Source organism: Halolamina sp. CBA1230 (assembly GCF_002025255.2).
GTDB lineage: Archaea > Halobacteriota > Halobacteria > Halobacteriales > Haloferacaceae > Halolamina.
In genome coordinates this window covers 1,930,953-1,957,869 of the sequence record NZ_CP054587.1, presented here as the reverse complement: position 1 = coordinate 1,957,869, position 26,917 = coordinate 1,930,953, and the positions used below count along the sequence as shown (strand labels likewise).

24 protein-coding genes and 3 pseudogenes are annotated in these 26,917 nt (G+C 65.9%); 11 read left to right on the top strand and 16 right to left on the bottom strand.

Annotated elements, in window-relative coordinates:
- Positions 1 to 16: 16 nt before the first annotated feature.
- Positions 17 to 2,755, bottom strand: a complete 2,739-nt coding sequence (locus B4589_RS10315) for a valine--tRNA ligase (RefSeq protein WP_079234196.1) — start codon at positions 2,753 to 2,755, stop codon at positions 17 to 19.
- A gap of 144 nt (positions 2,756 to 2,899) precedes the next feature.
- Here B4589_RS10315 and B4589_RS10310 point away from each other — a divergent pair, with 144 nt between their 5' ends.
- Positions 2,900 to 3,568 carry a DNA methyltransferase gene (locus B4589_RS10310; RefSeq protein WP_079234193.1) on the top strand — a complete coding sequence of 223 codons (669 nt, stop codon included), beginning with the start codon at positions 2,900 to 2,902 and terminating at the stop codon, positions 3,566 to 3,568.
- Positions 3,569 to 3,585: 17 nt separating this feature from the next.
- On the opposite strand, the pseudogene pheT reads toward B4589_RS10310, so the two are convergent.
- The 6 genes and pseudogenes from pheT to B4589_RS10285 form a co-directional block, all read right to left on the bottom strand.
- Positions 3,586 to 4,854, bottom strand: a pseudogene (gene pheT, locus B4589_RS10305) (phenylalanine--tRNA ligase subunit beta); the annotation flags it as partial.
- A gap of 98 nt (positions 4,855 to 4,952) precedes the next feature.
- Positions 4,953 to 5,400 (bottom strand): annotated as a pseudogene (locus B4589_RS18510) (phenylalanine--tRNA ligase subunit beta); the annotation flags it as partial.
- Positions 5,400 to 6,905 (bottom strand): phenylalanine--tRNA ligase subunit alpha, encoded by a 1,506-nt coding sequence (locus tag B4589_RS10300; protein ID WP_079234191.1) that lies wholly within the window; start codon positions 6,903 to 6,905, stop codon positions 5,400 to 5,402. The gene B4589_RS10300 and the pseudogene B4589_RS18510, both read right to left, overlap by 1 nt.
- A gap of 732 nt (positions 6,906 to 7,637) precedes the next feature.
- A complete protein-coding gene (locus B4589_RS10295) occupies positions 7,638 to 9,224 on the bottom strand; it encodes a tryptophan--tRNA ligase (protein ID WP_079234190.1) in 1,587 nt (528 codons plus the stop codon).
- A 19-nt stretch (positions 9,225 to 9,243) separates the two neighbouring features.
- Positions 9,244 to 10,278 (bottom strand): tRNA-intron lyase, encoded by a 1,035-nt coding sequence (endA, locus tag B4589_RS10290; RefSeq protein ID WP_079234189.1) that lies wholly within the window; start codon positions 10,276 to 10,278, stop codon positions 9,244 to 9,246.
- A gap of 48 nt (positions 10,279 to 10,326) precedes the next feature.
- Positions 10,327 to 11,094 carry a topoisomerase DNA-binding C4 zinc finger domain-containing protein gene (locus B4589_RS10285; protein WP_079234188.1) on the bottom strand — a complete coding sequence of 256 codons (768 nt, stop codon included), beginning with the start codon at positions 11,092 to 11,094 and terminating at the stop codon, positions 10,327 to 10,329.
- 80 nt (positions 11,095 to 11,174) lie between these two features.
- Here B4589_RS10285 and B4589_RS10280 point away from each other — a divergent pair, with 80 nt between their 5' ends.
- On the top strand, positions 11,175 to 11,822 hold the full coding sequence (locus B4589_RS10280; protein ID WP_079234187.1) for an HAD family phosphatase: 648 nt from the start codon (positions 11,175 to 11,177) through the stop codon (positions 11,820 to 11,822).
- An 11-nt stretch (positions 11,823 to 11,833) separates the two neighbouring features.
- On the opposite strand, the pseudogene B4589_RS18200 reads toward B4589_RS10280, so the two are convergent.
- Positions 11,834 to 11,932 (bottom strand): annotated as a pseudogene (locus B4589_RS18200) (peptide-methionine (S)-S-oxide reductase); the annotation flags it as partial.
- A 52-nt stretch (positions 11,933 to 11,984) separates the two neighbouring features.
- Here B4589_RS18200 and B4589_RS10275 point away from each other — a divergent pair.
- The 4 genes from B4589_RS10275 (at position 11,985) to B4589_RS10260 (ending at position 17,789) form a co-directional block, all read left to right on the top strand.
- On the top strand, positions 11,985 to 13,346 hold the full coding sequence (locus B4589_RS10275; RefSeq protein WP_079234186.1) for a site-specific integrase: 1,362 nt from the start codon (positions 11,985 to 11,987) through the stop codon (positions 13,344 to 13,346).
- A gap of 987 nt (positions 13,347 to 14,333) precedes the next feature.
- Positions 14,334 to 16,793: a phage/plasmid primase, P4 family gene (locus B4589_RS10270; protein WP_079234184.1), complete on the top strand. Its 2,460-nt coding sequence runs from the start codon at positions 14,334 to 14,336 to the stop codon at positions 16,791 to 16,793.
- Positions 16,793 to 16,999 carry a hypothetical protein gene (locus tag B4589_RS10265; protein WP_143414318.1) on the top strand — a complete coding sequence of 69 codons (207 nt, stop codon included), beginning with the start codon at positions 16,793 to 16,795 and terminating at the stop codon, positions 16,997 to 16,999. Before B4589_RS10270 ends, B4589_RS10265 begins: the two co-directional genes overlap by 1 nt.
- A gap of 193 nt (positions 17,000 to 17,192) precedes the next feature.
- Positions 17,193 to 17,789, top strand: coding sequence for an HGGxSTG domain-containing protein (locus tag B4589_RS10260; protein WP_079234183.1), 597 nt, complete (start codon positions 17,193 to 17,195; stop codon positions 17,787 to 17,789).
- A gap of 75 nt (positions 17,790 to 17,864) precedes the next feature.
- On the opposite strand, the gene B4589_RS10255 is transcribed toward B4589_RS10260, so the two are convergent.
- The gene (locus B4589_RS10255) at positions 17,865 to 18,521 is read right to left on the bottom strand and encodes a PGF-CTERM sorting domain-containing protein (protein ID WP_143414317.1); all 657 of its coding nucleotides are present in this window, start codon (positions 18,519 to 18,521) and stop codon (positions 17,865 to 17,867) included.
- A gap of 135 nt (positions 18,522 to 18,656) precedes the next feature.
- Between B4589_RS10255 and B4589_RS10250 the strand changes: the two genes are divergently transcribed.
- A complete protein-coding gene (locus B4589_RS10250) occupies positions 18,657 to 19,703 on the top strand; it encodes a restriction endonuclease (RefSeq protein WP_079234180.1) in 1,047 nt (348 codons plus the stop codon).
- Here B4589_RS10250 and B4589_RS10245 read toward each other — a convergent pair.
- Positions 19,700 to 19,888, bottom strand: coding sequence for a hypothetical protein (locus tag B4589_RS10245; protein ID WP_079234179.1), 189 nt, complete (start codon positions 19,886 to 19,888; stop codon positions 19,700 to 19,702). The two genes, B4589_RS10250 and B4589_RS10245, sit on opposite strands and share 4 nt — an antisense overlap.
- On the opposite strand from B4589_RS10245, the gene B4589_RS10240 reads away from it, so the two are divergent.
- Positions 19,887 to 20,105, top strand: coding sequence for a hypothetical protein (locus tag B4589_RS10240; protein ID WP_079234178.1), 219 nt, complete (start codon positions 19,887 to 19,889; stop codon positions 20,103 to 20,105). The two genes, B4589_RS10245 and B4589_RS10240, sit on opposite strands and share 2 nt — an antisense overlap.
- 120 nt (positions 20,106 to 20,225) lie before the next feature.
- Here the strand turns inward: B4589_RS10240 and msrA are convergent, their stop codons facing one another.
- Positions 20,226 to 20,786, bottom strand: a complete 561-nt coding sequence (gene msrA / locus B4589_RS10235; RefSeq protein WP_079234177.1) for a peptide-methionine (S)-S-oxide reductase MsrA — start codon at positions 20,784 to 20,786, stop codon at positions 20,226 to 20,228.
- A gap of 214 nt (positions 20,787 to 21,000) precedes the next feature.
- Between msrA and B4589_RS10230 the strand changes: the two genes are divergently transcribed.
- Together B4589_RS10230 and B4589_RS10225 are read left to right on the top strand one after the other, a co-directional pair.
- Positions 21,001 to 21,252: a hypothetical protein gene (locus B4589_RS10230; RefSeq protein ID WP_079234176.1), complete on the top strand. Its 252-nt coding sequence runs from the start codon at positions 21,001 to 21,003 to the stop codon at positions 21,250 to 21,252.
- 45 nt (positions 21,253 to 21,297) lie between these two features.
- Positions 21,298 to 22,173 carry a homoserine kinase gene (locus B4589_RS10225; RefSeq protein WP_079234175.1) on the top strand — a complete coding sequence of 292 codons (876 nt, stop codon included), beginning with the start codon at positions 21,298 to 21,300 and terminating at the stop codon, positions 22,171 to 22,173.
- A gap of 31 nt (positions 22,174 to 22,204) precedes the next feature.
- Here the strand turns inward: B4589_RS10225 and pyrF are convergent, their stop codons facing one another.
- From pyrF to B4589_RS10210, 3 genes are read right to left on the bottom strand one after another with little or no spacing between them, the layout of a single operon-like run.
- Positions 22,205 to 23,065 (bottom strand): orotidine-5'-phosphate decarboxylase, encoded by an 861-nt coding sequence (pyrF, locus tag B4589_RS10220; RefSeq protein WP_079234174.1) that lies wholly within the window; start codon positions 23,063 to 23,065, stop codon positions 22,205 to 22,207.
- 43 nt (positions 23,066 to 23,108) lie between these two features.
- The gene (locus B4589_RS10215) at positions 23,109 to 23,372 is read right to left on the bottom strand and encodes a preprotein translocase subunit TatA (RefSeq protein WP_143414316.1); all 264 of its coding nucleotides are present in this window, start codon (positions 23,370 to 23,372) and stop codon (positions 23,109 to 23,111) included.
- The gene (locus tag B4589_RS10210) at positions 23,369 to 23,710 is read right to left on the bottom strand and encodes a hypothetical protein (RefSeq protein ID WP_176330521.1); all 342 of its coding nucleotides are present in this window, start codon (positions 23,708 to 23,710) and stop codon (positions 23,369 to 23,371) included. Before B4589_RS10210 ends, B4589_RS10215 begins: the two co-directional genes overlap by 4 nt.
- A gap of 75 nt (positions 23,711 to 23,785) precedes the next feature.
- Between B4589_RS10210 and B4589_RS10205 the strand changes: the two genes are divergently transcribed.
- Positions 23,786 to 24,802, top strand: coding sequence for a lysylphosphatidylglycerol synthase transmembrane domain-containing protein (locus B4589_RS10205; RefSeq protein WP_158081166.1), 1,017 nt, complete (start codon positions 23,786 to 23,788; stop codon positions 24,800 to 24,802).
- Between the two features lie 5 nt (positions 24,803 to 24,807).
- On the opposite strand, the gene B4589_RS10200 is transcribed toward B4589_RS10205, so the two are convergent.
- Together B4589_RS10200 and B4589_RS10195 are read right to left on the bottom strand one after the other, a co-directional pair.
- Complete coding sequence (locus B4589_RS10200) at positions 24,808 to 26,352, bottom strand: amidohydrolase (RefSeq protein WP_079234171.1); 1,545 nt, start codon at positions 26,350 to 26,352, stop codon at positions 24,808 to 24,810.
- A 143-nt stretch (positions 26,353 to 26,495) separates the two neighbouring features.
- Positions 26,496 to 26,885 carry a hypothetical protein gene (locus tag B4589_RS10195; protein WP_079234170.1) on the bottom strand — a complete coding sequence of 130 codons (390 nt, stop codon included), beginning with the start codon at positions 26,883 to 26,885 and terminating at the stop codon, positions 26,496 to 26,498.
- Between the last annotated feature and the right edge of the window lie 32 nt (positions 26,886 to 26,917).

The following is a 26,917-nucleotide window of genomic DNA, read 5'->3' as shown; positions in this document are numbered from 1 at the left end:
CGTTTCGCGAGCCGTCTTACGCCTGCACGATCACGAGCGCGCCGTCGGCTTCGAGCATCTCACCCTCGCCGGTGTACTGGCGCTCGCGTTCGACGGTGAACTCCTCCGGGGCGAGTTCGTGGCCTGCGACCCGGAGGGTGTCGCCGTCGTCGTCGATATCGTACTCGCCGTTCTCGATGCCAGCCTCGATGTCGGGCACGTCGCCGCCGTACTCCGGCCCGACGACCGAGTAGTCGAGGTCGATGCCCGTGACGACCGACTCGACCTGTGGCTCCGTCTCGAGCGTCTCGAGCGTGCCGACGTGCATCACGTTCCGGATGTCGCTCTCGAACCCGCCGATCTCGCCGTACACCGACACCGTGTCGAGTTCGGCGTTCAGCGGGAGCTGGCGCTCGCTCTTGTAGCGCCGGAGCGCGCCGACGACCGCCATCGCGGTCTCGCCGGCCTCGTGGTCGGCGTCGATCCCGGTCGGTTCGGGCCAGGAGGTGCGGTGGACGCTCTCGAACCCGCCGTCGGAGGTGCTCGCGGCTTCGCCGCTCGCATCCGGGGCGCGTCGCGCCTCGCCGTACATCTCCTGCCAGATCTCCTCGGTGATGTGGGCGAGCATCGGCGCGAACAGCTTGAGGAACCGCCGGTGGGCGACCGCGAGCGTGTACTTCGCGGAGTCAGCATCGGAAGCGGACGCTTCCGATTGGCCGGCGGGAGCTTCGCTCCCGCCAACATCGTCCTCCTCGCGGACACGCTGTTTGGCGATCTCGAGGTAGTCGTCACAGAACGTCCCCCAGAAGAAGCTCCGGAGGCTGTCCCGCGCCTTCGAGAACTCCCGGTTCTCGAGCTTCTCCCGGACGAACTCGGCCTCGCCGTCGAGTTCGGCCAGCAGCCAGCGGTCCAGCGCCGAGAGGTCCGCCGGCGCCATCTCGGGTGGCGTCTCGGGCGTCAGCGAGTCGACCAGCTTCGAGGCGTTCCAGAGCTTCTGAAGCAGCTTCTCGCCGGCGCGCAGCCCCTTCTCCTGGTAGGGGAGGTCGTCGCCGATGGCGCTCCCGGCGGCCCAGAACCGCGCGGCGTCGACGGGGAACTGCGATTTGACCTCCTGGGGCGAGACGACGTTGCCCTTCGACTTGGACATCTTCTTGCGGTTCTCGTCGAGCACCATCCCGTTGATCATCACCGAGTCGAACGGCACCTCGCCGGTGTGCTCGTAGCACTTCACGAGCGTGTGGAACAGCCAGAACGAGATGATGTCGTGGCCCTGCGACCGGAGATCCATCGGGAACAGCTCCGGGTTCTCCATCGTGTACTCCCCGGCTGCCTCGTCCCAGTCCCAGCCGGCGTTGATCAGCGGCGTCAGGCTGGAGGTGGCCCACGTGTCGAACACGTCGTCCTCCGGGACGAACTCGTCGTGCCCACACGCGGGACAGGCGTCGACCGGCGGGTCGTCAGAGAGCGGGTCGACGGGCAGGTCGGCTTTCTCGGCGATGATCTCCTCGTCGCAGTCCGCACAGTACCACACCGGGAACGGGATCCCCGAGGAGCGCTGTCGGGAGATACACCAGTCCCACTGGAGTCCCTCGATCCAGTGTTTGTACCGCGAGAACATCTTCTCGGGGAACCAGTCCATCTCGCGGCCGGCCTCGAGATACTCCTCGGTGCTGTCGAGCAGTTCGACGTACCACTGGTCGGCGACGAGGAACTCGACGCCGACGCCACAGCGCTCGTGGACGTTGACGGTGTGAGTGATCGCGCGGCGGTCGAGCAGCGCGCCCGCGTCCTCCAGATCGGCGACGATCGCCTCCCCAGCGTCCGCGGCGGCCAGCCCCTCGTACTCGCCGGCGACGTCGGTCATGTGGCCCGACTCGTCGATGGCGACCCGGAGGTCCAGATCGTGGGCCTGGTACCACTCGATGTCGGTCTGGTCGCCGAACGTACAGCACATCACGATCCCCGAACCGGTTTCCATGTCGACGCGGTCGTCCTCGATGATGGGCACCTCGTGGCCGAACAGCGGGATGCGGGCCTCCTCCCCGACGAGATGCTGGTTCTCCTCGTCGTCGGGGTGGACGAACACCGCGACACAGGCCGGGAGGAGTTCGGGCCGGGTCGTGGAGATTGTGAACTCCTCCTGGCCGGCCGACTCCGGGTCGACCACGTCGAAGCTGATGTCGTGGAAGTGGCTGTCCTGCTCGTCGTCCTCGGTCTCGACCTGCGAGATCGCCGTCTCACACTCCGGACACCAGATCGCCGGCGCGCGCTGGCGGTACTCCTTCCCCTGCTCGTACAGGTCGACGAAGGAGAGCTGGGAGATACGCTGGACGCGGGGTTCGATCGTGCGGTAGGTGTTGTCCCAGTTGATCGAGAAGCCGAAGGACTGCATGTTCTCGGTGAACTCGTCCTCGTACTGGGCACAGACCTCCCGACATTTCTGCTGGAACTCCCGGCGGGAGAACTCCTGGTGGCGGATGTCAAGTTCGCGTTCGGTGAGGCGCTCGGAGGCGATCCCGTTGTCGTCGTAGCCGAACGGGTAGTACACCGCCTCGCCCTGCATCCGGTTGAACCGGGCGACGATGTCCCGCAACACCTCACCGTACACGTGGCCCCAGTGGAGGCTCCCCGACACCGTCGGCGGCGGCGTGTCGATGGAGAACGCCGTGTTCGGGTCGTCTGCCTCGCCCCCGCGGTAGGCGTAGGTGTCCTCCTCGAGCCACCGGTCCTGCCACTTCTCCTCGACGGCGTCGGCGTCGTACGGGCCACTGGGCATGTTGGGTGAACGTTCCCGTGAGCGCCTGTTAAAGAACTCGGTCCTGTAGGTGCGCGTCAGCCGGAACCGGGGCGACGCTCCCACCCGGAGCGAACGCCGAACGGAACCGAAACGACGATCAACCGACACGCGAACGCGCAACGCATGCAGACGTGGCTCTCCCTCGAGTACGACCACGCCGAGACGCTCTCGCTCGGGGACGACGAAATCCGGACCCCGGACGCGCTGGTCGAGGAGTTCCTCCGGCGCCACTCGGAGCCGGGCGACGCCGTCCTCGACCCGTTCGCGGGGTACGGGACGACGCTCACCGTCGCCGAACGCCTCGACAGGGTTCCCTACGGCGTCGAGTACGAGCCGGAACGAGTCGAGCACGTCCGCGGGCGAGTCGATCACCCGGAGCACGTTCGGCAGGGCGACGCCCGCGAACTCGACCCCTCAGGGTTCCCGGACTGTGCGATCTGTTTCACCTCGCCGCCGTTCATGGAGCGGACCGACGACCGCAACCCCTTCGAGAACTACGCGGGCGAGAGTAGCTACGACCAGTACCTCGACGACATCGAGACGGTGTTCGCCCGGGTCGACGAGACGCTGGAGCCGGCCAGCACCGTCGTCGTCGACGTGTCCAACATGAAGTATCAGGGACGAGTGACCACGCTGGCGTGGGATATCGCCGACCGCCTCGCCGACGTGTTCGCGTTCGACGGCGAGGTCGTCGTCGGCTGGGACGATCCCGACGCCGCCGAGGACGAAGACCAGTTCGGCTACGGCTACGACCACTCCTACGCGCTGGTGTTCTCGAAAACCGAGGACTGAAAGAGAACGGACGGAAATCAGTCCGCGAGCGCGTCCAGCCGGAACTCGAACGCCGCCACCGGCACCTCGAGGTCGCGCTCGACCAGCACCTCGGGGTGGACCTCGCCGATCACGCCGACCGACTCGCCGTCGATCTCCACCTCCGCGGCACGGCCGTCGATGAACGTCGGATGGTCGGTCGCGGGCGTCTCGAGACGCACGTCGAACTCCGAGACGAGCGCCTGCAGCTTCCCTTTGATGTCCTCGTACGTCGCGTCCGTGCGCGCGATTGCGGCCGCGACCGTGCGGTGTTCCGCGACGTGGGTGTTCTCCCCGTCGTCGCGCTCGGCGACGAACCCCACCTCCGCGAGCTCCTGCGGGTAGCGCCGGTGGGTGTTGTTCTCCAGGACGTGCATGACCGAAGGCAGCGCCCACGTCCGGAGCTGGGTGTAGTCCTCGCTGTAGGCGCTGGTGACGTTCACCGCCTCGCCGCCGCCCAGCACGTCGCTGCCCTCCTCGACGTTCATGCGCTCGTAGTTCTCCGCGGGCGAGGAGAGATGGAAGTTCAGCAGGTCCTCGAACCCGAGGCCGACGAGCGCGGTCCGGGTGGCGCGCTCCAGTCGGCTGCGTTCGTGGCGGCCGCCGATGGTGCCGATGTCCGGGTACTCGGGTTCGAGGTCGCCGAACCCGTACGCGCGGCCCACGTCGTCGACGAGGTCCATCGGGTGAAGCACGTCGGTTCGGTACGGCGGGATCTCCACCTCGTACGTCGTCTCATCACCAAGATTAGTGGTCGCGTCCAGCCCGGAACGCTCGAACAGGTCCACCACTTCCTCCATCTCCAGTTCGATCCCGAGCGTGGTCTCGATCTGATCGTGTGAGACCGTCTTCTCCCGGGTGTCGAGGTCGGGCCGGACGAGGTGGTCGCCGGCGTGCTCGCCGGCCGCCTCGTCGTCGTACACCACATCGACTTCCTCCAGCGTCGCGCCGCGGGCGTCGAGCGCGTAGCAGATGATCGCGAGCATTCGGTCGATCGTCCACTGGTCGGTGCCGGTGAGTTCGACCAACAGTTCCCGGGAGTCGGTCGACACCTCGGTGCGCTGGCCGTTGATGACGGGCGGGAACGAGAACAGCCCCAGTTCGTCGTAGATAGCGGGGTAGCGCCCGTACTCGCTCACGAGGTCGGCGTACTCCTCGCCGGTCGCGTGGTCGGTCAGCACCTCGGCGGGGGTCATCCCCCGGTCGGCGTCCAGCGGGACGAACTCGTCGCCCTCGGGGTCGATCCCCCGGTAGGTGATCGTCGGGCCGCCCACGTCGGTCGGTCCCTCGTCGCCGCCGACGGGGGTGAGATCCTCCGGCGGTTCGAGCTCGTTCTCCTCGCCGATCTCGCGCTGCTCGACGCGTTCGCCCTTGAGCATCGCGAGGTCGTGGATGCCGATGGCGCCCTTCGCGCGCTTGCGCCCCATCGTCGCGTGGAGCTTCTCCTGCAGCTGGATCAGCGAGTCGAGCGCGTCCTCGTCCAAGTCCACCCCGCGCACGACCGCGCCCGCGACGTACGGGCGCTCGACGGGCACGGAGGGGTCGACCTCGATCGTCCACTCGGCGTCGTTGGTGTTCGGGACGTCGACCCCGCGGTCGTCGCCGTAGTGGTAGCGAAGCGACCGGGCGACGCCCTCGACGGAGAGCCGGTCGAGTCGGTCGGGCGCGAACTCGAACTGGAGGTCGCCGTCCTCGGTCTCGCCCTCGAACTCGAGGCCGAGGCCGAACAGGTCCTCTTTGAGCTGGTCGTCCTCTTTCTCCTCGTGGCCGGTGAGCCGGCGCAGTTCGTCAGTGTCGATATCGACGACGGGCATCAGTAGATCACCTCCGCGTTCCGCAGGAACTCCAAGTCCGCGAGCGTGCCGTGCAGGTCGCGGATGTCTTCGGCGCCGGTGTACAGCATCGCCAGTCGCTCCAGCGCGAGCCCCCAGGCCATCACGTCACAGTCGACGCCCAGCGGGGAGAGCACCTCCTCCCGGAAGATGCCGGAGTTGCCGATCTCGATCAGCTCGCCGGTCTCGGGGTGGCGGCCGAACAGCTCGAAGCTCGGCTCCGTGTAGGGGTTGTAGTGGGGTTTGAACTGCACGTCCGTGATCCCGAACTGCTCGTAGAACTCCTCGAAGGTGCCCATCAGGTCCCGCACCGAGAGGTCCTCGGCCATCACCCACCCCTCGATCTGGAAGAACTCGAGCAGGTGGGTCGCGTCGATGGTGTCGTTGCGGTACGCCTTCTGCACCGAGAAGTAGCGCTGGGGCGGTTCGAGGTCGCCCTCGGCCTCGCCGGAGAGGTACCGCATCGAGAGCGAGGTGGTGTGGCCCCGGAGCGCCACCTCACGCGCGAAGTCTTCACTCCACGGCGAGTGGTAGCCGTCGCCGTCCGGGCCGACGCCCTCGCGGTGGGCGTTCTCGACGGCCCGGAGGAGATCCTCGGGGAGCTCCTCGATCGGATCGACGTCCAGCGCGAACCGGTCCCAGTGGGTACGCGCGGGGTGGTCCTGTGGCATGAACAGCGCGTCGTTGATCCAGAAGTCCGCGTCGGCGTGGGGGCCGTCCATCTCCTGGAACCCCATGCCGACGAGCACGTCCTTCACGCGCTCGCTGGCCTGCCGGAGCACGTGGACCTTCCCCGCCTCGGACTCGGTGGCGTCGGCCTCGACGTTGTAGTCGGTGAACTCCACCTCCTGCCACTCGCCGGAGGTGAGCATCTCGGGGGTGAGTCGGTCGGCGGTCTCGGCGGTTTCGACGCCGGCCATCAGCGCGTCGACGCCCTGATCGGTCAACTGCACGAGGCGGACGGTGTGCTCCTCGAGCTCGATCAGCCCGCGCTCCTCGAGGCGGTCGAGGAGATCCTCGTCGTCAACCGCCTCGCCGGTGTCGATCCGTTCGAGTGCAGCGAGTTCGGCGTCGGCGTCGGGGTCGACGTCGGGGTTGGCGCTGACCTCGCCGCTGTCGATCTCGCCGTAGCCTTTGCGGGCGAAGTTCGACAGCGCGATGTCGACCGCCGGCCCTTCGAGACCGGCGGCGCCGATGACCTGCCCCATCGCGACGGGTTCGTCGCGGGCGCCGGCCTCGACGGCCGCGCGGTAGAGCCGGACTTCTGGCAGGCCCTCAGTGAGGTACGTCTCGGCCTCCTCGGTGATCGAGACCGTCGTCTCGGTCTCGCTCTCGACTTCGAGGAGGCCCTCCTCCTCCAGTTCGAAGACGGCAGTCCGGGCTGCCGCCTCGTCGATCCCCGCCTCTGCGGCGAGGTCGGGGATCGGCTGTGCGTCGGTCGCGCTCGCGGCCTCCAGGGCCGCGACCTGTCGTTCCGGGAGTCGCATGTGGTGGGTGGTGTGGATTGGTGGTCGCCCCGGCGTCGTCGCTCCGGGTGTGGTGCTGCCCGCTCGGTCGGTTTCGCCCGATCCGCACGGCGCCGGGCTCCGCCGACCGATCAGGCGAAGAAGAACCCGACCCCGCGACCGTCGGCTGCGTGGCGGTGCGTCCGGGCGGCGGTGTCGGGCGCCATACGCGGAGGAACCCCCCGAGCGCGCAAAAAGGTTCCGTGAGTGGGCTGGATTCAGTGGTGGATAGCGTCGGTTCGACTTGGGAGGGCTCGGTTACGGAGTCGACTGCTGTGACAGCTACTGTGATCGCGACCGCGACGGCATCCCCATCGTTGGCTACTGGAACCGCGACCGCAACAGCATCTCGAAGCATGACCACTTGCGACCGCGAAGTGCCGGGCACGAGGCCCGGCACAGCATGGACTCCCCACCCCTCCCCCCGCGCCGGCGACGATTCGCCGGCGCGCGGCGTCCACCGCTACCGCACCGCTGCCGCTGTCGGCGCGAAGCGCGAGCGCCTCCGTGCGCGAGTCGAGCGCGAGGGACGAGCGACCGTAGGGAGCGAGTCGGCTGGGGAGGTTCGTGGGCTATGCGGGGCGGTTGCGGTCACAAGTGGACATGCTCACTCCGCGGTCCTGTTCGCGGTCGGGACACCGAACGCCGCAGTGCCGTTCGCGGCCGCACCGTCAACGCGACGTCAAAAGAACGATCCCGACGAGAAATCCCGACCTAAACCGCGTCGTCTTCCTCACGCCCACCCAACCCACGCCGATCACTCGACAGGTCGATATCCACGTCCTCGAGCAACTCCTTCGCCTCCTCCCGTTTCTCCTGGTGCTCCTCGAGGAACTCCTTCATCAGCTCCGCGGCCTGCTCCTTACAGCCGCCACAGAGACGTTCGCCGCCGGCGCACTCCTCGTACACCCGGGTCGCGAACTCGTCGTCGCCCTCCGCGAGCAGGTAGGCGTACAGTTCGTACACCGGGCACTCGTCCGGTTTCCCGCCCAGCTCGCGCTGCTCCTCGGCGGTCGTCCGGCCGCCCGTCGCGGCGGATTTCACCTTCTCGTACCCCTCCTCCGGGTCGTCGAGCAGCGAGATGTGGGAGGCCGGGATCGAGGAGGACATCTTCCCGCCCGTCAGTCCGGTCATGAAGCGGTGGTAGATCGACGACGGCGCCTCGAACCCGTAGCCGTCGTGCTCGATCTCGACTTTCTGGGCCAGATCCGCGGCCTCCTCGCGATCGAGGTCGAAGCTGTCGATATGGGCCTCGTAGCGCCGCTTCTCGCCCGGGATCTCTTCTATCAGCGTGTCGAACGCCGCCTCGCTGGCGTTGCGGTCGAGGAAGCGAACGCGCGGGCGGATCGGCTCCTTCCCGCCGTTCTCCAGTTTCTCGTGGAGCGACTCGCGGGTGGCGGTGTCCGCATCACCGATCGCGAACTCCGCGAGGTGTTTCGCCGCATCCTCACACCGCAGGTCGTCGGTGTCGACGCCGTCGTCCGACTCCAGCGCGTCGTACAGGTCCCGGAACAGCGCCCGCTCGTCGTCGTCCAGTTCGAAGGAGGCGAACGCCTCGGTCACCTTGAAGTAGCGCATCCGCGCGGCGGCGTCGCGGGCGAAGCGGACGTGCGGGTCCTGGTCCGGCCCGACGGGGATCACCGTCGGCATCGGCTCGTCGAGTTGCGGGTAGAGGATGTCCGCCAACTGCGTCACGACCGACTGCATGTGGCTGACGTTCGTCTCGCCGCCGAACCCGTAGATCGCCTCGAACTCCGAGAAGTTCGTGGTCGAGCCGATCTCGAAGGCGAGATCCTGCAGGGGGCGGTTGTCCGACTGGCGGTAGAGCTCCCCCTCCTCGGGGTCGAACCCCAGCGCGATGAAGGAGAGCAGGTAGCTCCGGGCGTGCTCGTCGATCTCGTCCCACGACATTCCGCGGGCGGAGTGGGCCTCCAGGTCGGCGATCAGCCCGTACACCTCGCCTCCCTGCTGTTGGTGCCAGATCAGTTCGTCGAACACCATCTTGTGGCCGATGTGGGGGTCGCCCGTCGGCATGAACCCCGACAGCGCCGCGAACGGCTCGTCGTTCGCCATCGCCTCGGCCACGCGCTCGTACTTGCGGTGGCCGAAGATGGCGCCCCGGCGCATCAGGTAATGGGGCTCCGGCACCTCTTCGGCGTCGAACTCCTCGATCCCGAACTGCTCGAACAGCTTCCGGTAGTCCTCGATGGTCGAGGACCCCCACGGGTCGAGGGCGACGTCGTCGCTCGATACGCTGTCGGTGCCCCCGTCGGTCTTCGGTGTGGGTTGGTCCTCGGTCATCGGTGGTCCTCGCCGCTGCTCACGGCGTGATTCGCTCGACGCAGAGCCAATCTATCTCTCCTGTCGGCTCGGTCAGCGCAAAAACCATTCGCTTGCGAACCCCGCCCGCGAGCCGCACGTCCAGCGACAGCTCCCGGGGGAGGAACTCGTGGCTCGGCTCGACCACCCGGACCAGCTTGTCCGAGTGGCCCAGATCCGACACGCCGTCGAACGACTCGTACACCCGGAAGTCCGCGCCGAACTTGAATCCGGATTTGGGCACCACGCCCGCCTCCCGCAGCGACTCGTACGCCGCGTAGCGCCGGCGGAACCGCTCGCCCTCGATCGCTTCTGCGTGGCCCTGCACGGTCGCGAGATCCACGGGGAGGCAGTCCCGCTCGGCGAGGTAGGCGGCCTCCAGCAGCGAGAGCTGGAGCGGCCCCGAGTCCGCGTTGCGGCCGGCCAGCCGCTGGCCGAAGAAGCCGCCCTCGTACAGCGATTCCGGCGGTTCCCACACCAGCAATCGGTCGTCCATCAGCGTCGCGTCGAGGGAGTCGGGCAGCTGCGGGTCGGCAGTACCCGACGGCGAGAGCCACTCCGTGCCGAAGTAGGTGAGTTCGCCGTCCTCGTCGACGACCGCGAGCACGTGTTCGTCGATGCTCGCCGCCGACAGCGGCGCGCGCTCGCCCACGACCCGGAGCCGGTAGGCGATCTCGTCGTCGCTCGGCCCCTTCCCGCGCGGGTAGACCACGAAGTCCGTCTCGTCGTCGACGCCCTCGTCGACCCAGCCGTCGCGGGCCGGCGAAAGGTAGAAGCCGCGATCGCGGAGGTCCTTGTACACGACGAACGCGAGCACGGCGTCGGTCCGAGTCAGGAACTCACGAAACCCCAGTCGTTCGCCGTCCTCACTCGTGACCGCGTCGACGTCGCCGCGATAGAGCAGGTGGGCGGCCTCGACCGGCGCGAGATCCAGGTCGCTCCCGCCGGCCGGGCGGCCGTACCCCCCGGAGTCGTAGAACCGCTGTCTTGCGTCGCCCGAGAGCCGGACCACGCCGTCGCGAAGCGTCCCGTCCATGGAGCCACGTCCCGGGCCGTCGGGTATAGGGACTGTGGTCGGCCCCGATCACGGGCCGGCGCAGCCGTCGACCATCCCCTCCCGATACCGATCGCACGTGCCGTCCAGACACCGCCTCCCGGCCGCGGTCTCGAACACGGGCAGCCCGCAGGGACACTCCCCGACCGCCTCGCCCGCCGGGATGGAGAACGTCGTCTCGCAGTCCGGGTAGGCGTCACAGCCGAGGAACGGCCGGTTGCCGCGGCTCACCACCGAGAGCGGCTCGCCGCAGTCCGGACAGTCCCACCGGCCGTCGAGCGCCTCGGCGACGGCGTCGGCCAGCGAGTCACAGCGCCAGTCGACACAGAGCTCCAGGGTCTCGCCGCGTTCGACGCGCATCATCGGGAGCCCACAGTCGTCGCAGGTCTCGTCGAGCACCGTCGCACCCGCAGGAAGCCCGTAGGCCGCGTCACAGCCCAGACAGGTCACCTCCCCGCTCGCGCGCACCAGCGCGTCGCCGCAGTCGGGACACTCCCCCAGCGGCACGCCGGCCTCGCTCGCGGGGTACTCCTGACGCCCCGTCGGCGCCTCGGAGACCACGCGCAGCGTCTGCTCGCCGCTGCGAGCCGTGAGCGCGAAGGAGTCGCCCTCCGTCTCGGTTGTCAGTTCCTCCGCGCGAGTGAGCCACGCCACGGGCTGGTAGCCGCCGGCGTCGTGGACCAGCACGGTGCGGTCCGGCTTCACCACGACCACCACGTACCCGCGCTGGGTGCGCTCGCGCTCGCCCTCGAACTCGATCGTGCAGTCGCCCGCGAACAGTCGGATCCGTTCGGTCACGCGCGGAGTGGTCCCGGCATCGGCCTTGAGCGTCGGCGCGAAACCCCAAACACGATGGCGCGAGCAACGGTACGGCACCCATGGACGCGCTGCTGTTCGACATGGACGGGGTCGTCGTCGACTCCGAGACGTACTGGCACCCCGCCGAGCGGGAGGAGCTGCTCCCGCAGGTGCTCGACGGCGAGCTGCCCGATCTCGACGAGATCACGGGGATGCCGTACCGCGAAATCTACGACTACCTCGACGCGAACTACGGGACGCGGGTCTCGAAAGCCGAGTTCGTCGACCTGTACGACGAGGCGGCCGAGACCGTCTACCGCGAGAAGGTCGACCTGCTCGACTGCTTCCCCGCGGTTCGGGCGGCGGCCCGCGACGCCGGGGTTCCGGTCGGCCTCGTCTCCTCCTCGCCGCCGACGTGGATGGGGTACGTGCTCGACCGCTTCGACCTCGAGTTCGACCTCGTTCTCTCGAACGACGAGGTCGACGGACCGGGGAAGCCCGAACCGGCGATCTACGAGGCGGCCGCCGACCGCCTCGACGTCGATCCGGCGGATTGTGTGGCTATCGAGGACTCACGGAACGGCACGCTCGCGGCCGACCGGGCGGGAACGACGGTGATCGGCTACCGCGTCGACCACAACGCGGAGACGGACCTCTCGGCGTGTGACGTGGTCTGTGCGGGGAGTGCGGAACTGCGGGAAGAACTGCTCGGGCGGCTTGCGGGCTGAACGCCGTCGCCTCAGGCCTGTGCCTTCTCCTCGAACGTCTCGCGGACCTTCTCGATCTTCGGCTGGGCGTGTATCGAACAGTAGGCGTCGTCGGGGTTTTTCTCGAAGAAAGCCGGTGTTGCCTACCAAAATACTTTATCGCTGGCCGCCCGTGGTGAGAGTATGGCGCGGGACTACCCCCAGCAGTACGCCGACACAAGGAGTCGTGTGAAGGAACATCGGAACGGCGGGACCTACGAAGTGTGGAACGGGCGTGAAGAGTATTTCCCGCCCTACGAGGACCCCGACGACGCCGACCGGATTCTCCAAATGGCGAACGCCTACGAGCAGGACAATATGCTGGAGGATACTCCGGAGGGGCAAAAGAGCAAGTCGCCGACGACCCTGAAGAACTACCTTTCTGCTCTGAAGAAGATTGCTCCCCACGTGGCGTTTACTGACACGTCTGCAGACGAGCTTAACGCGCTTATGCAGGCGTTCTTTGACGGCGACGTGGAGAACGTCAAGGACGGCGGACTGTCCAAAGGGACGCTTCGTGTGTACCAGAACGCCCTTCGACAGTTCTACTACGTCTTTGATGACGCCGGAGTAGATCCCGAGAACATCAAGATGTTCACGACCGAAGAGAAGGGGGTCGACCCGGCGGAGATGCTGGAGCGGGACGAGATTCAGGCAATTCGAGAAGCAGCCAACTGTATGCGTGACAAGGCGCTGTTTGACTTTCTCCTTTACACCGGCCAGCGAAACACCGCCACGCGGACCCTCCGGATCAAGGACTTGGACTTGGAAAACGACCGATTCAGGCTAAACGAAGACGTAGAGGGACTGAAGGCAGCCGAGGAAAACGGCAAGTGGCGTGACCTACTCCTGTCGTCGGCGACGGTAAAGCAATACCTCGAAACTGAACACCCGGCCCCGAACGACGGTGACGCCTACGTGTTCGTCGGGCGGCCGAAGTTCGCCGGTCCCGACCCGCATACGATGTTAGATCCCACGACTATCGGGGCGATTGTGGGGCGTCTGTCCAAGCGGGCGGCCGAAGAGGTGCCGTCAATCGAGAGCAAACCCACCCACCCCCACGCACTCCGGCATAACTTCGTGACAATCGCACTCCGGCGCGGGATGGATGAATCCGCAATCAAACACCAAATCGGCCACGCGCCGGAGAGTTCCGTAATGGAAAGCACCTACAGCCACCTGAAGGATAGCGACCATATCCGTGAAGCGCGGGACGCTTTCGACTTGGAAACGGAAGATCCCGAGAGCGAGCTAACTCCTGAGGTATGCCCGAGGTGTGGTGATAGTCCGCCGGCGAACGCGAAGCTTTGCCCGTGGTGTGGGCTGGAGTTCACGCCGGACGCCAAGAAAGCGATGGAAGAGGCGGACGAACAAGTCCGTGACTCCTACCAAGAGGCGGAGGACATGGAACAGGTGGAGAAGGTGCAAGTGCTCGATGAACTGCTGGAAGAAGCGGATGAGGACCCCGACCTAAAGGCGAAGGTCATTGAGAAGCTGAACGAATAGCTCTTCCTCTTGCTTTATGTCCTATCTGTCCACTATCCTATGGCACCGGAAACTTAAATACGCTAGCGAATGATAGAGTAGAACGTAACACACCCCGGACCTCCACCCAACGGCGTTCGCTCCTTTCTTTTGGTAAATAGTCAGGGCCACACCTATCCTGACTTGTTCGTGGAGGCGGGATGAGGTCCGCCCCTTCGTCTGAACGTCCGGCAAACCGGGACACCTCCCCACTACGGGCTATAGGTGATGCCGTGGAGTAGAACCCACGAAACCGTGTGATAAGTTCGGAAGGAAAGTGGTGTTGTATCGCAGGTGCCACATGACGGTTGTGGGAAGGGGACTGGCGACAGCCCCGCGGTGTTCCAACTGTGACCTCTTGGAACCGAAACATGGGTAGCTACTCAACTATCTCAAAAATCAAGAAACTATGACTGACAAGACTACGATTCAGGTTAGCACCGAACTACGAAACAAGCTGTGGGAAGCGAAGGGTCCGGGGCGTTCCTACGAGGACGTTCTTGAGGAGCACCTACCGGACGAAATGCTGGATGCATAATTCTTCGAGTAACGCTAAATCCCGCAAACGGGGGTTCTGCTTCTTGGTAGGAGTGTCCCCCCGGCGGGTAGTTCAGTTGCGTCTTGAGTTCGGACGCAACTGTCATTTCTCGCTCAATCCTAATAATGGCAGTTAATACGCAATCTGACAGTTGTAAAGGCAAAATCAATAATCGACGTGAAGACCTTGCGGATCTCGCGGAGTCGGACCTCCCGTGTAATCAGCTTGCCGAGGCGCTACTGGAGGTGGCGGACGAATGAGCGGAGAGGAGAGAGGGCGACGGTCCCAGCCGTCGGTTGTTAATAACGTTCTAGAAGATATTAACAATTCCGACAGGCGGTATTGTGGCCGGTGTTGGGGACCTGCTCATACCTCGCAGAACGGCGTAGCTCTGTGCCAAGAACACGCTCGCAGCTACGGGGGAGTGTAGAATGAGCACGCAGACTACCGCCCTATCGGTTCCGTCGACGCTCGCGGAACGGGACCAATGGATTTGCTGGCGTGAAGAAGACCGTGAAGGGCAGGACAAGCCAACGAAAGTCCCGGTAGATCCAGCGACAGGGAGCTATGCGTCGGCGACAGACCCCGATTCGTGGACTACCTTCGAGCAGGCGCGGGAGGCAGAGGACGGCGCTCGCGTGGAGTCGAACGGACTTGGCTTCGTGTTCACGCCGGAGGATACTCTCGTTGGTGTGGACTTAGACGACGCTCGCGATCCCGAAACAGAGGAAGCGGAACCGTGGGCCGAAGACATAATCAATCGGCTGGATTCCTTTACCGAAGTATCCCCTTCCGGCACCGGCTACCACGTGTATATCCACGGGATTCTCCCTGAAGGTGGCAACCGGAAGGGCGGCGTGGAGATATACGACCGGAGCCGGTTCTTCACCGTAACTGGCGATCACGTCGACGGCACGCCGGAGTCGGTGAACCAACGGAACGATTCACTCCGGGATGTTCACGCCGAGTATGTCACAGACGCCGAGAACGACGACACGGCGGGGGAGAGTGACATTAGCGCCCCGAGCGAGCCGGTAGACCTATCGGACCAAGAGCTACTTGAGAAGGCGAAGAACGCCGCACACGGCGACGAGTTCGCCCGCTTATGGCGTGGGGATACATCGGAATATGGGAACGACCACAGTAAAGCAGATTATCACCTGTGCCGACAGTTACTCTTCTGGACCGGCGGCGACCGAACCCGTGCCGAACAACTGTTCGGACAATCCGGATTGGCACGGGAGAAGTGGGAAGAGCGGCAGGACTACCGTAAGCGAACGCTTGACGCGGCTGAACAGTCGCTTACGGACTACTACGACCCGGAGGCAGATACCGAAGAGCCGGAGCACACAGAACCTCCCGAATGGGTCGGCGACGACGGCGACGACAGTTCGAGTAACACCGTTTCACTCTCGCCGACAGCTGTAGTCGCACGCGCCGGGATTGCCAGCGAGGACTACGACAGTCTTTCCGGGGCAATTGACGGACTAAGCGACCGGCAGAAAGCGGCGATAGTGTGGGATCTGCTTATCGAGAGCGAAGAGTTCCACCTTCGAGTCCACCGGGATACCGGCCGACTGTATGCCTACGACGCCGGCGTGTGGACTCCGGAAGGGGAGCGAACACTCCGCCACGCCGCACGACAGGCGCTCGGGAGCACCAACTACGGGAAGAACGTTCTCACCGAACTAAAGGAACAAGCCAAGTCGGACCCACGCGCCGAAGTAGAAGGGGATACCTTGGGCCTTGACCCCGGGGTCCTTGCCGTGGAGAACGGGCTTCTCGACCTTGAGGCAGCGGCGACAAACGCCCCGGACGCACTCCGGCCGCTTGAACCAGAGGATTACGCACTAACCCGGCTCCCCGTGGAGTATGATCCTGAAGCCACGGCAACAGAGTGGGAAGAGACAATCCGGGAAGTGGTCGAATCGGACAAGGTTCGACTCTTTCAGGAATATGTCGGCTACACCCTTCACCGTGGAGAAATGCCGTTCAACCGTGCCTTACTCCTTGTCGGCGACGGCGCGAACGGCAAGAGTACCGTATTGAACACGGTTCGGGCTATGCTCGGGGGCGGAAACACGCGCTCGAAGGCGATTCACGACTTGTCGGAACCGAACCACACAGCCGACCTTCACGGTGCGATTGCGAACATCCACGCCGATCTATCCGAAGGAGCGTTATCCTCGAAAGGCGTGGCGAGATTCAAGGAGTTGACCGGGGGCGATACGGTAGAGGGCCGTCGCTTGTATGAAGAGAGCTTCACCTTCACGCCAACGGCCAAACACCTGTATGCAGCCAACAGTACCCCCGACGTGAGCAACTACGTGGACGCCGAAGACTCGGCATGGTGGCGGCGGTGGCTTGTCGTTCACTTCCCCCGCTACTTCCCACCCAGCGAACGGGACCCCGAACTGGAGGACCGCCTTACCACCGACGAGAGCCTATCCGGTGTGTTGAATTGGGCTATTGACGGCTGGAGTCGGTTAGTGAACCAAGGCGGATTCACCAATTCGGACCCAACGGGAGAGACACGGAAGCGGTGGGTAACGTGGGGCGAGAACGTGGAAGCGTTCATTGAGAACCACGTGGAGAACGACCCCGACGCCGAGAACTTGTCCACAAGCGAAGCCTACGACGTGTATAAGGCGTGGTGCCGGGAGAACGGGGAAGATCCCATCGGCCGCCGGAAGTTCACCGCAACACTCCGCGACGCTCCTGTAAACGTTGGTTACGCCACAAGCGTCCGCCCGCACGGAACGGGGACGCCGACGAACGGTTACAAGGCGCTTGGATTCACCGGCGACGTTCCATCCCTTGAGTCTGTGCTTTCCGACGACGACGACGCCGGCGACGACACACGAAACACGGGCATTGAGTCCTTCAGCTAATGACCGACCTCAAGCGGGAGCCTGAACGTGTTGCACAGCTCCGGTCTTACGTGGCAGAGACACTTCTTGCCACGTTCCTTGTGGTGATCTTGGCGGCGACGGGGAACGTAAACGGCACGCACGCAGTTGTGGTTCTTGGGTTGATTCACGTCTTTTGTCTATTGACCCTTCACGCAGCCGAACGCCGAGAAGCCGGGGAAGAATAACAAACCGGACGATAACCGTATTTTTCCACTCGAAGCATAGGGGTTCTTCTGAGACGCAGTCACAGTCACCATTTTCCGTACCCCGGCAGCGGTGTTTTGAGCCGGGAAAATCGGGCGTGAATCGGTGGCAGCGGGCCAGTCTTTGAACGAACACGTACCCCATAACGGACGGTGATTAACTACCAAAGTAAATATGAGCACCAAGAAAACGGGCGATACGGACGGACGGTATTCAGACATTTGCGGGGCGACGAATAACCGGGGCGAGCCGTGTTCCCTCCCGGCCGGGTGGGGAACGCCGGGGAGTGGTGGGACCCGCTGCCGGTTCCACGGCGGGGCGTCGACGGGGCCGGACGAAACGGACTATCTCGAAGAGAACGACTTTGCCGAGGGGAACGCCGGCGGTGGGGCTCCCGAGTTGAACACCAATTCACGTATCCACGGCGGCTTCGGTGATTGGGAGAAAGCGTATGAACGGTTCGACGCCGATACGCGAGCCTATGTCCACAAACTGATTGAGAGTATGCGCGAGGTGGCGAAGGAGTACGCGCCGGGCGTCGACGCTGACCGACGCGAGCGATTACTGAAGGAGAAAGCCACACTCTCAGTCATGTACCGACGGACGGCTATGGATACCTTCGACGCCGGCCGTGGGTTTCTGGTTGAAGAAGAACACAACGGGGAGGCTATTCGCAAAGCCAATCCGGCCTTCGACGCCGGCCATGCGATTAACGGCCGCCAGCGGGAGATCGCCAAGGAACTTCGGTTATGGCCTGGTTTCCAAGACTGATCCGACGCCGACCGGGCCGAGTGAGGAAGTTCGTCCCGGACTGGGTCTGACAAGAGGTTCGACAGCAGCAGCGAACTATCGGCTAGAGCGACGGTAGAGGCCGCCGATTACGAGCAGCGCCGCCACAGCCGGTACCACTCCGAACCCGGTCGAGAGGACCGAGGAAGATATCTCACTCGTCGCCTCGATCTGTGTGTTGTCGTAGGCGTCGCCTCCTGTTCGAGTCCACGTCGCCGTGTTCCCATCGACCTTATCGGCAGTGGAGTTCGTTATCTCCCCAGGCATCTCGAGCGTGTACTCGAGGACGAATCCGGACATCATCTCTGACCCCATCTCGGCGTCGGACGGAGCAGTGCTCGCCGACGCGTTGTAGAACGTCGTATCCTCGTACGCCAGCTCGCCGTCCGCTTCTTGGATCGCGACCCCTGGTAACGTCGTGGCGTTGATATTGGAGAACTCGACGTTGATGGTGGCATCGCGCCCATTAATCTCTTCGGAGTACTCGAACTTCTCCTCGGGGAACGCCCCACCCGCGCTCATCGCGTCCTCAAGACTGTCGTACCCATCTTGTTCTGCCGACCGCTCGAGGAGCCCGTACACGGTCGTCGATGTCGAGATGTTCATGTCGTAGGACTCGATCGTTGACGCCGAATCGACCTCCGCCGTGACCGAGACGGTGGCACAGCCCGAGAGCCCGGCGAGGAGGATCACTGCCAGCACCGCGACGTACATTCGCGACATGCCGAACCGGTTGGGTGACTGGCACTAAACTGTTGGGCCAAGCGACTGTCTGCCTGAAGCGAGTACGAGGACGCGCAACTCACAGGCCACGTGACACTAAGTCCCCTCGGTCAGAACGACCCGCGTATGCTGACCTGCCCGAACTGTGACGCGGAGGTAACCGCCAGCAGCACCTACTGCCGCGAGTGCGGGCACAAGCTTTCCGAGTTCGTGACCGCCGATTCGGCACCGTCCGACGGCGACGATGGGGAGACTGGCACGCCGACTGCGTCCACGACTCGGACGGTCACCAAGGAAGTGTCCGTCAGTGCGTCCTCGCTGGACCAACAGGCGCTCAAAGCCCACCTGCAGTCGATGGACGAGTACGAGTTCGAGCATCTCGTCGCCGACCTGTGGAGTGAGATGGGCTGGGACACGACCGTCTCGCAGGCTTCCGTCGACGCCGGGCTCGACGTCGTTGCCGAGAAGCACACGCCGTACCACCAGAAGAAGGTGATCCAGGCGAAGCGCTACGGTGACTCGACGACCGTCGGCGGGCCAGACATCCAACAGTACGCCTCGCTGAAACAGCAGGTGGATGACGCCGACTCGGTCGTCGTCGTCACCACGAGCTCGTTCACCAGTAGCGGGGAATCGCGGGCCTCGGACCTGAACGTGAAGCTCGTCGACGGTGACGATCTCGTCGGCATGGTCGCCGACCTCGAGGCGTACGATGTCGTCGACGACTACCTGGACATCACGCGCACCGTGACCGAGGAGGTCGAAGTCGAACCCGAGCCGGAACCGGAGCCGGAGACAGAACTCGCCGACGAACCCGAACCGGTTGAGATAGCCACTAGCACCGAGCAAGAGGAGACCGGCGACGGGGTCGTGTCTGGTGCGTCGGTCGCCGACTCAGCTTCAGCGTTCCTCGGGTTCACACACTGGAACTGGGTGGCGGCTGTCTCTGGGGTGCTCACCTTCGTGGTTGTTCCAGTGAGCGACGTTCTGTTTTTCACCCTGTTGCTCGCGACCGCGCTCGCGATGGTCTTCGACATGCGCTACGTCGCCCCACAGACGACGTGGGACCCGTCGATGCTGCTGTACGTCGGCGGCTTGCTCGTCGTACTGGCTCCGTTACCGGTCTACCTGATCAATCGCTACCGGTACTTCTCGCGGCACGTCGAGGGCTAGACGTCGTCGACGTGGCGGATCTCCTGCTCGACTTTTCCCTCGCCGTCGTACACGAGCCGGTAGAGGCCGCGGGCTGGCTTCTCGATCCAGCCGGCATTCTCGAGCGCGTTCAGTGCGTCGTTGACCCGCTGGCGCTCGAGGCCGGTGCTTGAGACACCGACCCCGTGCTGCCAGAGAGACAGCATGTCCACGAACGTCATCCCGACGGAAGAAGAACTCGGTGCGGCACAGTTCACCGGCGTCCGCGCACCGCGGGCGCTCGGCGAGTCAGATCTCCGGCAGTGCGCCGACCCGCGCGGCAGCCCCGACGAGGGCGTCCCGATCATGCGGGATATACACGGCGTTCTCCCCCACTTCTTTCTTTTTCACACTATCCTGTCCTTCACTATCCAACTAATGTAGTCAATGTAGCCTAAGGGTTAGTGAAAGTCGCACTATAGTAGAAGTGTGAAGAGAATCGTATAGAGAAGGGTATCGCTACCCCCTCGGCTACATCGGCTACACCGTGAGAAAGGGGAGCGTCTAATCCGATTGTGCTTTCTCTTTCTGCTCGAACTTCTCGCGGACCTTCTCAACCTTCGGCTGAACGTTCCGGGCACAGTATGCGTCGTTAGTATTTCCGTCGGCAGTAAGTGACTTCTCGAAGTAGTTCTGGTGTTTCTCCTCGGCGCGGTAGAACGTCGAAAGCGGCTCGATCTCTGTCACCACGTCGTCGTCGTAGCCGCCCTCCTCGTCCAGCGCCTCGACGTAGGCCTCGGCGATCTCGCGCTGCTGTTCGTCGTGGGTGAGGACGATCGAACGGTACTGGCTGCCCACGTCCGGCCCCTGTCGGTTGAGCTGGGTCGGGTCGTGGACGGTGAAGAACACCTCCAGCACGTCCTCGTAGTCGAGTTCCTCCTCGTCGTACTCGACCTGCACCACTTCGGCGTGGCCCGTGTCGCCGGAGCAGACCTCGCGGTAGCTGGGGTCCTCGGTGTGGCCGCCGGCGTAGCCGGAGGTGACGTCCTCGACGCCGGAGAGCTCCTCGAACGCCGCCTCGACACACCAGAAGCAGCCGCCGCCGAGGGTCGCTGTCTCGGTCATACCCGTTGTAGGGTGTGAGAGCGTATGTATGTGGCGCGAGCGGCAGTCACCCCGGCGCGACCCGTTCGTCGTTCTCGCTGCGGCTGTCGAAGGCGTCGGCGGCTACGGGCTGGCGCCGCTGGCTCCACAGGATCGAGTTCATCGAGCCGGACGGCTGAACACGGGGCGAGAGCAGAAGTTTAAAGCGCCGTTCGGACCGAGAAGGCGTAAGGAAATGCTCCCGCTCCAGGTCATCGACAGTTTCCTGCTCAACTACAACATCGGGCAGGTGCTGTTGCTCGTGTTCGCCCTGGGAACGCTCGGCCTGCTCGGCCTCGGGTCGAAGAAGGTGCTCGGCCTACATCTCGGCGCGTTCGGCCTGATCTTCGTGATGACCCCGCAAGCGATCAACTCGAAGATCTACCTGTTCCTGGGACTGTCGCTTGCCATCATCGGACCGATGGTTTTCGCCACCGCCGACGAGTAGCGACCGAGCGCCAGCTTTTTCGCGCGAACCACGGTACGACCCCGCATGCGAACAGTCCGCGCGCCGGCGACCAGCGCGAACCTCGGCAGCGGCTACGACACGTTCGGCGTCGCGCTCTCACACCCGGCGGATATCGTCCGCGTCGAGCGCGCCGACCGCACCACCATCGAGGTGACCGGCGCCGGCGCACAGTTCATCCCCGAGGACCCCGAGAAGAACACCGTCGGCGCCGTCGCCGAGGCGCTCGACGCCCCCGCCCACATCGAGATCGACAAGGGGGTCCGACCCGCCTCCGGCCTCGGCTCCTCGGCGGCCTCCGCCGCGGGCGCAGCGCTCGCGCTCAACGACCTCTACGACCGCGGGCTCACCCGCGAGGAGCTGGTGCCGATCGCCGCCGAAGGTGAGGCGGTGGTCTCCGGCGCGGCCCACGCCGACAACGTCGCCCCCGCCCTCCTCGGCGGGTTCACGATCGCCACCGCCGACGGGGTGCGCTCGATCGACACGGACGTCCCGCTGGTCGCCTGCCTTCCCGAGGAGCCGATCTCAACGCGCGACGCCCGCGAGGTGGTCCCGACTCACGTCACGATCGAGGAGATGGTCGCGACCGTCGGCAACGCCGCGACGCTGTCGGTCGGGATGTGTCGCTCCGACCCCGAACTCGTCGGCGCGGGGATGGCCGACGAGGTTGTCACGCCCCACCGCGCCGCCCTGATCACCGGCTACGACGACGCCGCCGCGGCGGCCCACGAGGCCGGCGCCCACGGCGTCACCGTCAGCGGCTCCGGGCCGGGCGTGCTCGCGGTCTGCCCGCCACAGCGCCGGCGCGCCGTCGCCGCCGCAATGGTCGAAGCGTTCGAGGAGAACGGCGAGAACGCGCGGGCGTACCGCACCTGGACCGGGAGCGGCGCGGAGATCGTCTGATCCGGCTCATCGGTCCCAGAGTCGTCCGGGATCAGCGGTACTGGTTCAGTCGCTTCTTCAGCCGCGCAGCGGCGTCGCCCGCTGCCGCGAAGTAGGCGTCCTCGTCGGGCTCCCGGCCGCCCGAGGCGCCCGAAACCGTGTTGCGGCCCACGTCCTCGCCCGCGAAGATGATCCCCCGCGAGGAGTTCACGAGGCCGACGTCGACGGGCCATGCTTCGCTCGACGCGAGCCCGTGCTCGACCGCCGCCTCCGCGTCGCCGCCCTGTGCGCCGACACCGGGGACGAGGAACGGGATCTCCGGCACGGTTTCGCGGATCGTCTCCAGCTCCTCGGGCGCGGTCGCGCCGACGACGAGGCCGACGTTGCCGTGTTCGTTCCACGTGTCCGCGAGCGCCGCGACGCGTTCGTACAGGGGTTCGCCCGAGGCGAGTTCGAGGTCCTGCAGGTCGCTGCCGCCCGGGTTCGAGGTGCGACAGAGCACGAACACGCCCGACTCGGCCCGCGAGAGGAACGGTTGGAGCGAGTCCCGACCCATGTAGGGGTTGACGGTGATCGCGTCGACCTCCTCCAGCACCTTCGCGTACTGGCGCGCGGTGTTGCCGATATCCCCCCGTTTCGCGTCGAGCAGGACGGGGACGTCCTTCCCGCCCGCGTAGGCAACGGTCTCCCGGAGCGCGCGCCAGCCGTCGGCGTCCTCGTAGAACGCGGCGTTGGGTTTGTAGCAGGCGGCGTGCTCGTGGGTCGCGTCGATGATCCGGCGGTTGAACGCCCAGCGCGGCAGGTCGTGGTCGTCGAGGAACGCCGGGATGCGGTCGGGATCGGCGTCCAGCCCCACGGAAACGACGCTGTCGGCGGCGTCGATACGGGCGGCGAGGTCGTCGAAGAAGGACATACCGGGAGCGCGCGCTGGCGGGGCAAGAAGGCTGCCGTTTCGGTCAGCGGTCGCCCTCGTCGTCCGGGACTGCCTCGTCGCTGTGCTCGGCCGACCCACGGAGCTGCTCCACCTGCGCTTCCAACTCGGCGACCCGATCCTGTAGCGCGTCGACCTCCGTCTGGTCGGCCGAGCCGTCGCCGCGCCACCGCCGGTAGAGGGCGACGCCGCCGACCACGACCAGCGCGATCACGGCGAGGTTGAACAGCAACACGAGCAGGAGGACGATCAGTTCCACCCCACCTGGGACGGGCGCCTGAAGGATCATCGGTCGCCCCCGTCGTCGTCGCTGCTCGCGGGTCGTTCTTCCCTACTCGCTTCCGAGGCGGTTTCCCGCTGCTCACTTCGTTCGCGTCGTTTTCCCGCCTCGCTACCCTCGTCCTCGACGGACACCTCGTTGCTGGCGGCCTCGTCGCCGGCCGCGACCTGCGCTTCCAGTTCCTCGATCCGGCCCTTGAGCTCGGCCACCTCGTCGCTGTCGCCGCCGCCGGTGACGAAGCGGACGAACAGGAACACGCCGAGGAGGACGACCGGAACGCCGACCAGCAGCGCCATCACGAGCAGGATGATCAGCAGCTCCGGGCCGCCAGGGAGTTGGAGGAGCATGGCCGGAGGCTCGGGCCGCCAGTCCATGGGTCTTTCCCCCGAACGCTTTACGCAGCCCGGCCCCAGCATCGGTTCGTGTCCAACGCGCGCCACCGTCTCTCCGTCGTCGCCGGCCTGCTCGCCGGGCTCCTCGCGCTGGCGCTGTTCGGCTGGTTCGTCGGCGTCGAGCAGGTCGCCGCTACCGTCGCCGAACTGGACCCCGTCCCGTTCGCGCTGGGGTTCGTCGCCGTCGTCGGCGCAGTCGGCTCACAGTTCCTCGCACTGACGGTCCTGCTCGGGGTGCGGCCCTCCCTCGGCGGCGCGCTCGCCTACCTCCGTGGCGTGTACGGCCGACAGCTCCTCCCGGTCGGCAACGTCGCGGGGCCGGTGCTGATCGCCTACTCGATGCGTTCCGCGACGGGGATCCGGACCGACCGGGCGCTCCCGGCGACGATCATCGCGCAGGCGGCGACGTTCCTCGGCTCGACCGTCGTCGCGCTCGCCGGTTCGACCGTGCTCGTCGCCGGCGGGCGAACCGGGCTGCTCCCGCTCGCCGCCATGTTCGGGGTCGCCACCGCCGGCTGGCTCGCGCTGCTCGCCGCGTTCGTCGGCGACGTGGACGTGGATCGGATCGCCCACGGCCTCGCAGCGGCGATCAACCGAACGCTCGGCCGGCTCTCCCGGGTCGTCGCGACGAAGACGAGCCGCGAAGCGATCCAGCGGGGGCTCGGCGAGTTCGACGAGGCGCGGCGACTGATCCGCGAGGACCCGCGTCGGGTGGTGCTCGCGGCGGCGCTGTCGGTGCTGGGGTGGGCGCTGCTCTGTCTGCCGGCGGTCACCACGAGCGCGGCGCTGGGGACGCCGGTCGCGCTCGCGGTCGCGTTCGTCGCCGTTCCGGTGAGCGACTTCCTGAACCTCCTCCCGGTCCCGGGCGGGATCGGCGGCGTCGAGGTGGTGCTGGCCGCCGGGTTCGTCACGCTCGGGGGGATCGACCTCGCGGCCGCGGCCGTGATCGCGTTCTGTGTCCGGCTCTGTACGTACTGGTTCGTGCTGCTGCTCGGCGGGACGGCGACGACCGTGCTGTCGACGCGGGCCGGCATGGCCGGGAGTTGACGCCGCTACCGGTCGTCGTAGGCCACGTCGCCGTCGACGACCGTCATCGCCACGTCGATGTCACGGATCTCCGCCTCGTACTCCCACGGCGACCGATCGAGCACGGTGAAGTCCGCGAGCTTTCCGGTCTCGACGGTGCCCAGCCGCCCCTCGTCGAACCCCGCGTACGCCGCGCCGAGCGTGTACGCCCGCAGCGCCTCCGTCACGGCGAGTCGCTGGGTGTCGACATCGGTGTTGACCGCGTGGTGGACGCCGAGCAGCGGATCCATGGGCATGCAGTCCGAGCCGAAGGCGAGCGGCGCGCCCGCGCCGTCCAGCAGCGCGTAGCGATTCGTTTCGGTCCGGCGCGCGCCCAGCCGGGACTCGTACAGCCCGCCCTCTTTCGCCCACTTGAGGAAGTTCGGCTGAACGGAGGCGACGACGCCCATCTCGCCGAAGCGTTCGATCGCCTCCTCGGAGGCGAGTTCGACGTGCTCGACGCGGTGGCGCATCCCGTCCGGATCGTCGGTCTGCTCGAACGCGTCCAGCACTGCATCGATGGCCTCGTCGCCGATCGCGTGGGCTGTGACCTGAAACCCCGCCTCGTCGGCCTTCTGGACGATCTCGTTCAGTTCCTCGGGATCGACGACCCACGAGCCGTACTCGTCGGTGTCGTCGTGGTAGGGTTCGGAGAGCTTCGCGGTGCGACCGCCGAAGCTGCCGTCGGTGAAGGATTTGATCGCGCCGACGCGGACCATCCCGGAGCCGTGGTTCGTCCGCAGGCCGGTCTCGATGAGGGCGTCGAGGTGGTCCGACCAGTAGTTGATCCGGACCCGTAGCGAGAGCTCCTCGGCGAGATCCATGTCGCGGTACACCTCGGGCGCGTAGGAGCCCCGGACCATGTCGTGGACGCCGGTGACGCCGAGTTCGTTCGCGCGAGCCTGCGCGGCCGCGACGAGTCGACCCGTCTCCTCGGCGTCGGGCGCGACCGCCTCGGTGACGACGTTCACCGCGTCCTCGACGAGCACGCCCGTGGGCTCCGCTCCTTCGTGGTGGACGTTCTCCGCGGCCATCTCCGCCTCGTAGCGGTCGATCACGACGCTGTTGACGGAGGCGACGTGCATGTCCTCGCGGAACGCGACGACCGGACGCTCCTCGCTGACGGCGTCGAGGTCCTCACGATCGAGGTAGCGGTCCTCGGGCCACGTGCTCTCGTCGTAGCCGTAGCCGCGGATCCACGCCGAGTCGTCCGGGCCGTCGGTCTCCGTGGCGCGTTCGCGGAGCAGTGAGACTGCCTCGTCCAAGTCCTCGGCCACCGAGAGGTCCGCGTGGACGAGGTACTTCCCGACGGTGGTGAGGTGGGTGTGGGCGTCGATGAACCCCGGCAGGAGAACGCGACCGTCGAGGTCGATGGTGTCGGTGTCGGTGCCGACGAGGAACTCCACGTCGTAGGTCGAGCCCAGTCGGACGATCTCGCCGTCCCGGACCGCGACGGCCTCGTACGTCTCGTCGGGGGTAGTCAGCGTGTGGATCTCGCCGTCGCGGAAGACGGTGTCGGCGGCCTCGGTCATTGCCGGAGGACGGGCCGGATCGGGCAAAACCGTTCGGGAAGCGGGCGGTCCCGCGGGCGCGGGTACCGTGGGACGGGGGCGGTCCCGCAGGCGTGGCCACCGCGGGACGGGGGCGGTCGGGGAGCCGTCGATGCCGGGGCGGGCTACGTGGTTACCTGGGAGAACTGGATCCCCTCCGACCGAATTCGGATCCACACCGACGTGATCTCCGGGGAGAACGGCTCACTGAGCGTGTCAGCGAAGCGTTCCGTCGACTCCGGGGCGTTCTTTACGAGTACGTGCATCGTGTGTTCGGCGTCGGGGTCGCCAACCGGGCTTTGGAACGTCTCCTCATCGTCGCCGACCGTCGGGAGTTCGATCGTTCGCCGGAACACCTGTTCCCCGTCGCTCTCGCGTTCGATCGTGACCCGGACCCACACCTCACGTTCGAGTTCGTTGACCAGCCTCACGTCCGGTGCATCACCGCCGAGACAGCCCGCCGTCGCGGAGAGCAGCGGCACCGACGCGGCGAGCAGTTGTCGTCGGGAGGGCATGACTGGGTCGACGCCCGGGGCCGGCATACGCT

Coding starts and splice junctions, on each gene's coding strand:
- B4589_RS10315 (WP_079234196.1), bottom strand. CDS start 2,755: ATGCCCAGTGGCCCGTACGACGCCGACGCCGTCGAGGAGAAGTGGCAG.
- B4589_RS10310 (WP_079234193.1), top strand. CDS start 2,900: ATGCAGACGTGGCTCTCCCTCGAGTACGACCACGCCGAGACGCTCTCG.
- B4589_RS10300 (WP_079234191.1), bottom strand. CDS start 6,905: ATGCGACTCCCGGAACGACAGGTCGCGGCCCTGGAGGCCGCGAGCGCG.
- B4589_RS10295 (WP_079234190.1), bottom strand. CDS start 9,224: ATGACCGAGGACCAACCCACACCGAAGACCGACGGGGGCACCGACAGC.
- endA (WP_079234189.1), bottom strand. CDS start 10,278: ATGGACGGGACGCTTCGCGACGGCGTGGTCCGGCTCTCGGGCGACGCA.
- B4589_RS10280 (WP_079234187.1), top strand. CDS start 11,175: ATGGACGCGCTGCTGTTCGACATGGACGGGGTCGTCGTCGACTCCGAG.
- B4589_RS10275 (WP_079234186.1), top strand. CDS start 11,985: ATGGCGCGGGACTACCCCCAGCAGTACGCCGACACAAGGAGTCGTGTG.
- B4589_RS10270 (WP_079234184.1), top strand. CDS start 14,334: ATGAGCACGCAGACTACCGCCCTATCGGTTCCGTCGACGCTCGCGGAA.
- B4589_RS10265 (WP_143414318.1), top strand. CDS start 16,793: ATGACCGACCTCAAGCGGGAGCCTGAACGTGTTGCACAGCTCCGGTCT.
- B4589_RS10260 (WP_079234183.1), top strand. CDS start 17,193: ATGAGCACCAAGAAAACGGGCGATACGGACGGACGGTATTCAGACATT.
- B4589_RS10255 (WP_143414317.1), bottom strand. CDS start 18,521: ATGTACGTCGCGGTGCTGGCAGTGATCCTCCTCGCCGGGCTCTCGGGC.
- B4589_RS10250 (WP_079234180.1), top strand. CDS start 18,657: ATGCTGACCTGCCCGAACTGTGACGCGGAGGTAACCGCCAGCAGCACC.
- B4589_RS10240 (WP_079234178.1), top strand. CDS start 19,887: ATGTCCACGAACGTCATCCCGACGGAAGAAGAACTCGGTGCGGCACAG.
- B4589_RS10245 (WP_079234179.1), bottom strand. CDS start 19,888: ATGCTGTCTCTCTGGCAGCACGGGGTCGGTGTCTCAAGCACCGGCCTC.
- msrA (WP_079234177.1), bottom strand. CDS start 20,786: ATGACCGAGACAGCGACCCTCGGCGGCGGCTGCTTCTGGTGTGTCGAG.
- B4589_RS10230 (WP_079234176.1), top strand. CDS start 21,001: ATGCTCCCGCTCCAGGTCATCGACAGTTTCCTGCTCAACTACAACATC.
- B4589_RS10225 (WP_079234175.1), top strand. CDS start 21,298: ATGCGAACAGTCCGCGCGCCGGCGACCAGCGCGAACCTCGGCAGCGGC.
- pyrF (WP_079234174.1), bottom strand. CDS start 23,065: ATGTCCTTCTTCGACGACCTCGCCGCCCGTATCGACGCCGCCGACAGC.
- B4589_RS10215 (WP_143414316.1), bottom strand. CDS start 23,372: ATGATCCTTCAGGCGCCCGTCCCAGGTGGGGTGGAACTGATCGTCCTC.
- B4589_RS10210 (WP_176330521.1), bottom strand. CDS start 23,710: ATGCTCCTCCAACTCCCTGGCGGCCCGGAGCTGCTGATCATCCTGCTC.
- B4589_RS10200 (WP_079234171.1), bottom strand. CDS start 26,352: ATGACCGAGGCCGCCGACACCGTCTTCCGCGACGGCGAGATCCACACG.
- B4589_RS10195 (WP_079234170.1), bottom strand. CDS start 26,885: ATGCCCTCCCGACGACAACTGCTCGCCGCGTCGGTGCCGCTGCTCTCC.